This is a genomic window from Streptomyces sp. NPDC043867 (assembly GCF_056435845.1).
This window is the reverse complement of the sequence record NZ_JBWKDS010000036.1, coordinates 49,594-57,065: the sequence shown is the minus strand read 5'-3', so window position 1 is coordinate 57,065 and position 7,472 is coordinate 49,594. Positions and strand designations below refer to the sequence as shown.

The 7,472-nt window shown below is 70.1% G+C and carries 7 protein-coding genes; 5 read left to right on the top strand and 2 right to left on the bottom strand.

Annotated elements, in window-relative coordinates:
* Positions 1-158 precede the first annotated feature (158 nt).
* Both AC069T_RS29275 and AC069T_RS29270 read right to left on the bottom strand, forming a co-directional pair.
* The gene (locus AC069T_RS29275; RefSeq protein WP_478785612.1) at positions 159-380 is read right to left on the bottom strand and encodes a hypothetical protein; all 222 of its coding nucleotides are present in this window, start codon (positions 378-380) and stop codon (positions 159-161) included.
* Between the two features lie 51 nt (positions 381-431).
* Entirely contained in the window at positions 432-1,169 is a 738-nt protein-coding gene (locus AC069T_RS29270) for an SCO2400 family protein (protein ID WP_478785611.1), read from the bottom strand.
* 262 nt (positions 1,170-1,431) lie between these two features.
* Between AC069T_RS29270 and AC069T_RS29265 the strand changes: the two genes are divergently transcribed.
* The 5 genes from AC069T_RS29265 to mmsA all read left to right on the top strand — a co-directional run bounded on the left by AC069T_RS29265 (position 1,432) and on the right by mmsA (position 7,471).
* Positions 1,432-2,589, top strand: coding sequence for a mandelate racemase/muconate lactonizing enzyme family protein (locus AC069T_RS29265; RefSeq protein WP_478785610.1), 1,158 nt, complete (start codon positions 1,432-1,434; stop codon positions 2,587-2,589).
* The gene (locus AC069T_RS29260) at positions 2,586-3,590 is read left to right on the top strand and encodes a zinc-dependent alcohol dehydrogenase (protein WP_478785609.1); all 1,005 of its coding nucleotides are present in this window, start codon (positions 2,586-2,588) and stop codon (positions 3,588-3,590) included. The genes AC069T_RS29265 and AC069T_RS29260 overlap by 4 nt, the downstream gene beginning before the upstream one ends.
* Before the next feature lie 94 nt (positions 3,591-3,684).
* Positions 3,685-4,653: a hypothetical protein gene (locus tag AC069T_RS29255; protein WP_478785608.1), complete on the top strand. Its 969-nt coding sequence runs from the start codon at positions 3,685-3,687 to the stop codon at positions 4,651-4,653.
* A gap of 130 nt (positions 4,654-4,783) precedes the next feature.
* Positions 4,784-5,896 (top strand): multiple monosaccharide ABC transporter substrate-binding protein, encoded by a 1,113-nt coding sequence (gene chvE / locus AC069T_RS29250; protein ID WP_478785607.1) that lies wholly within the window; start codon positions 4,784-4,786, stop codon positions 5,894-5,896.
* A gap of 33 nt (positions 5,897-5,929) precedes the next feature.
* Positions 5,930-7,471 carry a multiple monosaccharide ABC transporter ATP-binding protein gene (gene mmsA, locus AC069T_RS29245; protein ID WP_358856008.1) on the top strand — a complete coding sequence of 514 codons (1,542 nt, stop codon included), beginning with the start codon at positions 5,930-5,932 and terminating at the stop codon, positions 7,469-7,471.
* Position 7,472 lies beyond the last annotated feature (1 nt).

Here is a 7,472-nt window from a genome sequence, read left to right as displayed (position 1 = left end):
GTACGAAACCTGCCGGCAGAGACTCGGGAGGCACCAACACCCCGATGAGAGAAAAAACAACAAACAAACACCCCCCCCCCCCCCCCCCCCTACCCCCCCCCCCCCCCCCCCCCGCTTCGACTGCAGGCCCCGTGCGCACACGGGGAGGCTCGTGGTCGTCAAGCGGCCTGACCGAGTCCGGCGGCGGTCGGGTCCTGTTCGCGCAGCGGTGTGAAGTCGACGTCGAGTTTCGGGTCGTACGCGTCGGGCTGGATGCCGGGTTCGTGGGTGCTGTACTCGCTGAACCGGTTGATGTGCTCGGTCAGGTACGGCGAGATGTGCCGGGTGCACGGGGGCCGTGCGGCCGGCGACGGCGCACGGGGGCGGGTGGCCTCAGGCACACCGCCACCTGGGCAGCCCGCGTCAGGCGCATCACGGCCGGGCGGGGCGCGTCAGGCGCACCACCACAGGAAGCGGTCGCACGTCCTGGTGGGGCTCGGTGCCGGGGTGGGTTCCGCCGATGTGGGCTGCGCGGTCGGGGGCGCTGAGGTCTCGGGGGGCGCGGTCACGGCGGAGTTCGAGGGCGAGGTGCCGGTGAGCGGGTCCGTGGACGGCGACTGCTCCGGCTCGTCCTTCACCTTCTCCTTGTCCGCGTCCTTCTTCTTGTCCCCGGCGGACTCGGAGGCCGAAGGGGACGCGGAGTCGTCCGGCGAACCGGAGGGACGGGCACCGTCCCCGCCGCCCGTGCCGCCGCCCCCCGGTGCGGAGGTTTCCTCGATGGACTTCGAGCCGCCGTCGGCCGTCTCGTCGCCGGCCGCCGCGGTGCTCGGCGCGGAGCCCGGGACCTCTATGCCGAGTTCGGCGAGGCTCAGCCCGCCGGCCGCGAGCAGCAGTCCGGCACCCGCCAGCAGGGCCGTGCGCCGCCGGCGCCGGTGCGCGGCGGCCCTGCGGTCACGCCGTCCCGCCCGCCCCGCGCTTTCGCCGCGGGTCCCGCCGCCGCGTCCCTGCCGGCGGGCGGCGGCGCGGCCGGGACGCTCGGCGCCGTCCCCGTACGGCTCTGCGGCGGCGTCCGTCGCCGCGGGCCCCTCGGGCGCGTCGGCGTGGGCCCGGCACGCTTCGGCCGGGGTGCCGCACCCGGGGCAGGCGAGGGCGCCGTTGAGGTGCCTTCGGCACGGCTGGCAGTAGTCCATGACGCCGGAAGACTAGGTTCCTCTCAGGTCACGTTCATAGTCCCAGTCGTGAAAGTTGTGTGGGGAACCCCGGATTCCGGCCCGCCGGACCGGCGCCGTGCGGTGTCGCGGGCGGCACGAGCGCGGCATACCGCCGAAATACGTCGTCGCCGGTTGCGTTCGACCCATTGACACCTCCGGGGCCGCGTCCTTACTGTCACGCCAGCATTTCGAACGTGTGACGAAATTTCGAACAGACTCAGAGCACAAGGGAGTAAATGCCGTGCGCATCACGGGAATCAGCACGCACGTGGTCGGGACGCCGTGGCGGAACCTGACCTACGTCCAGGTGCACACCGACGAAGGACTCACGGGAGTCGGCGAGACCCGGATGCTGGGGCACACCGACGCGCTGCTCGGCTACCTGCGGGAGGCCGAGGTCAACCACATCCTCGGTTCCGACCCGTTCGCCCTCGAGGACCTCGTGCGCCGCATGAAGTTCGGCGACTACGGGCGGGCCGGCGAGATCGTGATGTCCGGCATCGCGGTGATCGAGATGGCCTGCTGGGACATCAAGGGCAAGGCGCTCGGCGTGCCGGTGTGGCAGCTGCTGGGCGGCAAGGTCACCGACAGGGTGAAGGCGTACGCCAACGGCTGGTACACCACCGAGCGCACCCCGGAGGCGTACCACAAGGCGGCGCAGGAGGTCATGGCGCGCGGTTACCGGGCGCTGAAGATCGACCCGTTCGGGACCGGCCACTTCGAGCTCGACCACGAGCAGAGCCTGTACGCGGTCTCGCTCATCGAGGCCGTACGCGACGCGATCGGCCCGGACGCCGAGCTGATGCTGGAGATGCACGGCCGCTTCTCCCCCGCCACCGCCGTCCGCCTGGCCCGCGACCTCGCGCCCTTCAAGCCGGCCTGGCTGGAGGAGCCGGTCCCGCCGGAGAACCTGAAGGCGCTGGAGAAGGTGGCCGCCAAGGTCGACATCCCGGTGGCCACGGGTGAGCGCATCCACGACCGCATCGAGTTCCGCGAGCTCTTCGAGAGCCAGGCCGTCGACATCATCCAGCCCGACGTCGGCCACATCGGCGGCATCTGGGAGACCCGGAAGCTGGCGGCGACCGCCGAGACCCACTACATGCTGGTCGCCCCGCACAACGTGGGCGGCCCGGTGCTGACCGCCGCGAGCCTCCAGGTCGGCTTCACCTCACCGAACTTCAAGATCCTGGAGCACTTCAACGACTTCGCGGACGCGGAGATCAAGAAGGTCGTGAAGGGGGCCCCGCAGGTCGTCGACGGCTACTTCGAGCTGTCCCACGCGCCCGGTCTCGGCGTCGAGCTGGACGTGGACGCGGCGGCGGAGTTCCCGCAGCAGCAGGCCCGGTTCGACCTGTGGGCGGAAGGCTGGGAGCAGCGCAGGCCGAAGGGCACGCAGTGAGCGGCGCGGTCGTCGTCGACGCGCCGGGCGAGCACCGGCTGACCGCGCACGAACCGGTGCGGCCGGCGTCCGGTGAGGCGCTGGTCCGCGTCCACGCGGTCGGCATCTGCGGCAGCGACCGCGAGGTCTACCAGGGCAACCGGCCCGAGGGCTACGTCCGTTACCCCCTCACGCCGGGCCACGAGTGGTCCGGGACCGTGGAGGCGGTCGGGGCGGGCGTCCCGCCGGAGCTCGTCGGCCGCAAGGTGGTCGGCGAGGGCTTCCGCAACTGCCAGGTGTGCGACCGCTGCCACGCGGGCGAGACCACCCTGTGCACGGCGGGTTACGAGGAGACCGGCTTCACCCAGCCCGGCGCGATGGCGTCGACGCTGACCCTACCGGCCCGGCTGCTCCACGTCCTGCCCGAGGACGCCGACCTGACGGCCGCCGCGCTCCTGGAGCCGGCCGCCTGCATCGCGGCGGCGGCGCTGAAGGCGAACGCGCGGCCCGGCGAGCGGGTGGCCGTGGTCGGCACCGGCACCCTCGGGATGTTCGCGGTGCAGTTCCTGCACGCGGGTTCGCCCGCGGAGCTGCTCGTGGTCGGCACCCGCCGGGACCGGGAGGGGCTTTCGCGGGACTTCGGCGCCACCGGCTTCCGCACCCGGGACGAGGAACTGCCCGGCGACTTCGACGTCGTGATCGAGACCGCCGGGTCGGCGTCCGCCGCGCGCACCGCCGCCTCCCTGCTGCGGCGCGGCGGACGCCTGGTCCTCACCGGCATCCCGGCCCCGGGCGCCGAGGGCCTCGACCCCACCGATCTCGTCGTACGGCAGCTGGAGGTGCACACCGTGTTCGGGGCGCCGCCGGACGCCTGGGCGCACACGGTGCGGGTCTTCGGCGCCGGACTGCTCGACCCGCTGCCCCTGGTCACGCACGAGCTGCCGCTCGCCGAGTTCCCCCGGGCCATCGAGCTGGTGGGGTCCGGCGACCCGGAGGTCGGCAAGGTCCTGCTGCGTCCCTGAGCCGTACGCCGGTACGAAAGACCCTGACGCTTCGTACCGGCGTACACCCAATGCCACGAACTTCGTCCGAAATATCGAACCTGAAGGACAGCTTGTGACCGACGCTCCCCCTGCGGCGCCCCGTCGACCCGGCGAGCAGGCGCTCACCGCACTCGGCATGGCCGCGCCCGCCCTCTCCCCCGCCGACGCCTCTCCGCACACCTTCCCGGGCGGCGGCCGCTGGCGCACCGAGGTTCCCTCCGTCGAAGGGCCCGAGGCGCTCGCGGTGGTCCTCAAGGAGTCCTCGCGGCTCGACGTGCCGATCCACCGGATCAGCCAGGGCAGCGGCGTGTGGATGCTGACCGACGCCGAGATCACCGAGATGGTCGAGTCCACCGGTGAACGCGACATCGAACTGTGCCTGTTCACCGGCCCGCGCGGCACCTGGGACATCGGGGGCTCCGTGCGCACGGACTCCCGCGGCGGCGGGCTGCGCGCCCGGGGTCACGACGCGGTGGCCGGCTGCGTCGAGGACGCCGTCCGGGCGACGGAGCTGGGCGTCACGTGCCTGCTCGTCGCCGACGAGGGTGTGCTGTGGACGCTGCACCGGGCCCGCGGGGCCGGCCTCATCCCGGCGGACACCACCCTGAAGGTCTCGGCGCTGATCGGCCCGGTCAACCCGGCCGCGTACGCCGTGTACGAGCAGCTCGGCGCGGACTCCGTCAATGTGCCCAGCGACCTGACGCTCGACCACCTCACCGAGATCCGCCGGGCGTCCGCCGCCCCGATGGACATGTACATAGAGGCCCCGGACGATCTCGGCGGCTATGTGCGCATGTACGAGGTCGCCGAGCTGATCCGGCGCGGCGCCCCGCTCTACCTCAAGTTCGGCCTGTCCAAGGCGCCGGCGATCTACCCCTACGGCGCCCACCTGCGGGACGTGACGCTGGACACCGCCCGGGAGCGGGTGCGGCGCGGCCGGCTGGCCCTGGACCTGCTCGCGCGGCACGGCGCGGACGGCGACATGGCGCCGCTCGGGTCCCGGCTGCCCGGCCCGCTCAGGCGGTTCGCAACTCCGTCGTAACGTTCTGAACTCAGCCCTTCACAAAAGACCACGCAGCCGCACACAATCCCACACACCTCGTCTCGGTCGCTCCTCGCACCGCCCCCGTACCGCCCGACCGAGCCCCGCCCGGACATCAAGGAAGATGATCATGCGCAATCGCAGAGCAGTGCTCGCCTCCGTAGCCACCGCCGCCTCCCTCGCCCTCACCCTCTCGGCCTGCGGGCAGGACAGCGAGGGCGGCAGCGAGTCCAAGGACAAGAGCGCCAAGGGCTCCACCGTCGGCATCGCGATGCCGACCAAGTCCTCCGAGCGGTGGATAGCCGACGGCGCGAACGTCGAGAAGAACCTGAAGTCGGCCGGCTACAAGACGAAGCTGGTCTACGGCGAGGACGACCCCGACACCCAGGTCTCGCAGATCGAGAACATGATCACGCAGGGCGTCTCGGCCCTGATCGTCGCGGCGATCGACAACAAGTCGCTGGACAACGTGCTCCAGCAGGCGGCCGACGCGGACATCCCGGTGATCTCCTACGACCGCCTCATCCTCGGCACCAAGAACGTCGACTACTACGCCTCGTTCGACAACGAGAAGGTCGGCGAGCTCCAGGGCGGCTACATCGTCGACAAGCTGGGCCTGAAGGACGGCAGCAAGAAGGGCCCGTTCAACGTCGAGCTGTTCGCGGGCTCGAACGACGACAACAACACCAAGTACTTCTTCCAGGGCGCCATGAACGCCCTCCAGCCGTACATCGACAAGAAGCAGCTGGTCGTCAAGTCCGGCCAGACGAAGCTCAACCAGGTCACCACGCTGCGCTGGGACGGCGGCACCGCGCAGAAGCGCATGGACGACCTGCTGACCTCGGCGTACAAGAACGGCCGCGTGGACGCGGTGCTCTCGCCCTACGACGGCATCTCGATCGGCATCCTGTCCGCGCTCAAGTCGGACGACTACGGCAGCAAGAGCAAGCCGCTGCCGATCGTCACGGGCCAGGACGCCGAGGTCGCCTCGGTGAAGTCGATCATCGCCGGTGAGCAGACGCAGACCGTCTACAAGGACACCCGCAAGCTCGCGGAGGTGGCCGCGCAGATGGTGGACGCGGTGCTCAACGACAAGAAGCCCGAGGTCAACGACACCAAGACCTACGACAACGGCGCGAAGGTCGTGCCCGCCTACCTCCTCGACCCGGTGAACGTCGACAAGTCCAACTACAAGGAGACCGTCGTCGACTCCGGCTACATCAAGGAAAGCGACCTCAACTAACCGCCGCGTACTCAAGGATTGGTAGGCACGACCATGGCGGGACCCGTCCTGGAAATGCGCTCGATCGTCAAGACCTTTCCCGGCGTCAAGGCGCTGTCGGACGTCTCTCTGAGCGTCCGCCCGGGCGAGGTCCACGCCATCTGCGGGGAGAACGGCGCCGGCAAGTCGACCCTGATGAAGGTCCTCTCCGGCGTCCACCCGCACGGGACCTACGACGGGGAGGTCCTCTTCGAAGGGGAGACCTGCCGGTTCAAGGACATCCGGGCGAGCGAGCAGCAGGGCATCGTGATCATCCACCAGGAGCTTGCGCTGGTGCCGTATCTCTCCATCGCGGAGAACATCTTCCTCGGCAACGAACACGCCACGCGCGGGTTCATCAGCTGGAGCGAGACGCTGAAGCACGCGAGCGAACTGCTGCGGCGGGTCGGGCTGGCCGAACACCCCGACACGCGCGTCGCCGACATCGGTGTGGGCAAGCAGCAGCTCGTCGAGATCGCCAAGGCGCTCTCCAAGAAGGTGAAGCTGCTGATCCTCGACGAGCCGACGGCGGCTCTGAACGACGAGGACAGCGGCAAGCTGCTCGACCTCATCCTGGGTCTCAAGGACGAGGGCATCACCTCGATCATCATCTCGCACAAGCTCAACGAGATCGAGCGGGTCGCGGACTCGGTGACGATCCTGCGCGACGGGCGGTCCATCGAGACGCTCGACGTGAAGGCGCCGGAGACCACCGAGGACCGGATCATCAGCGGCATGGTCGGCCGCGACCTCGACCACCGCTTCCCGGAGCGCACCCCGCACCGGCCCGAGGCGGGCGCGGCACCGGCCCTGGAGATCCGCAACTGGACCGTGCACCACCCGATCGACCAGCAGCGCAAGGTGGTCGACGACGTGTCGATCTCCGTGCGGCGCGGGGAGATCGTCGGGATCGCGGGACTGATGGGCGCCGGGCGCACCGAGCTGGCGATGAGCGTCTTCGGGCGCACCTACGGCCGGTACGCGGGCGGCACGGTCCTCAAGGACGGCGCGGAGATCCGTACGAAGAGCGTGCCCGAGGCGGTGAAGCACGGCATCGCGTACGTGACCGAGGACCGCAAGCACTACGGCCTCAACCTCATCGACACGATCAACCGCAACATCTCGCTCAGCGCCCTCGGGAAGGTCTCCCGGCGCGGCATCGTGGACGAGCACGAGGAGCGTCAGGTCTCCGAGGGCTTCCGCAAGTCCATGAACATCAAGGCGCCCACCGTCTTCGAACCGGTGGGCAAGCTGTCGGGCGGCAACCAGCAGAAGGTCGTCCTCAGCAAGTGGATCTTCGCGGGCCCGGACGTGCTGATCCTCGACGAGCCGACCCGCGGGATCGACGTGGGCGCCAAGTTCGAGATCTACACGGTCATCGACAAGCTGGCCGCCGAGGGCAAGGCGGTCGTCTTCATCTCCTCCGAGCTGCCTGAGCTGCTCGGCATGTGCGACCGCATCTACACGATGGCGGCGGGCCGGCTGACCGGTGAGGTGTCGCGGGCCGAGGCCACGCAGGAAGTGCTGATGCGCCAGATGACGAAGGACAAGAGGTAAG

What these genes read in the sequence shown, in the direction of transcription:
- mmsA (WP_358856008.1), top strand. Translation starts at nt 5,930, where the DNA reads ATGGCGGGACCCGTCCTGGAAATGCGCTCGATCGTCAAGACCTTTCCC.
- AC069T_RS29270 (WP_478785611.1), bottom strand. Translation starts at nt 1,169, where the DNA reads ATGGACTACTGCCAGCCGTGCCGAAGGCACCTCAACGGCGCCCTCGCC.
- chvE (WP_478785607.1), top strand. Translation starts at nt 4,784, where the DNA reads ATGCGCAATCGCAGAGCAGTGCTCGCCTCCGTAGCCACCGCCGCCTCC.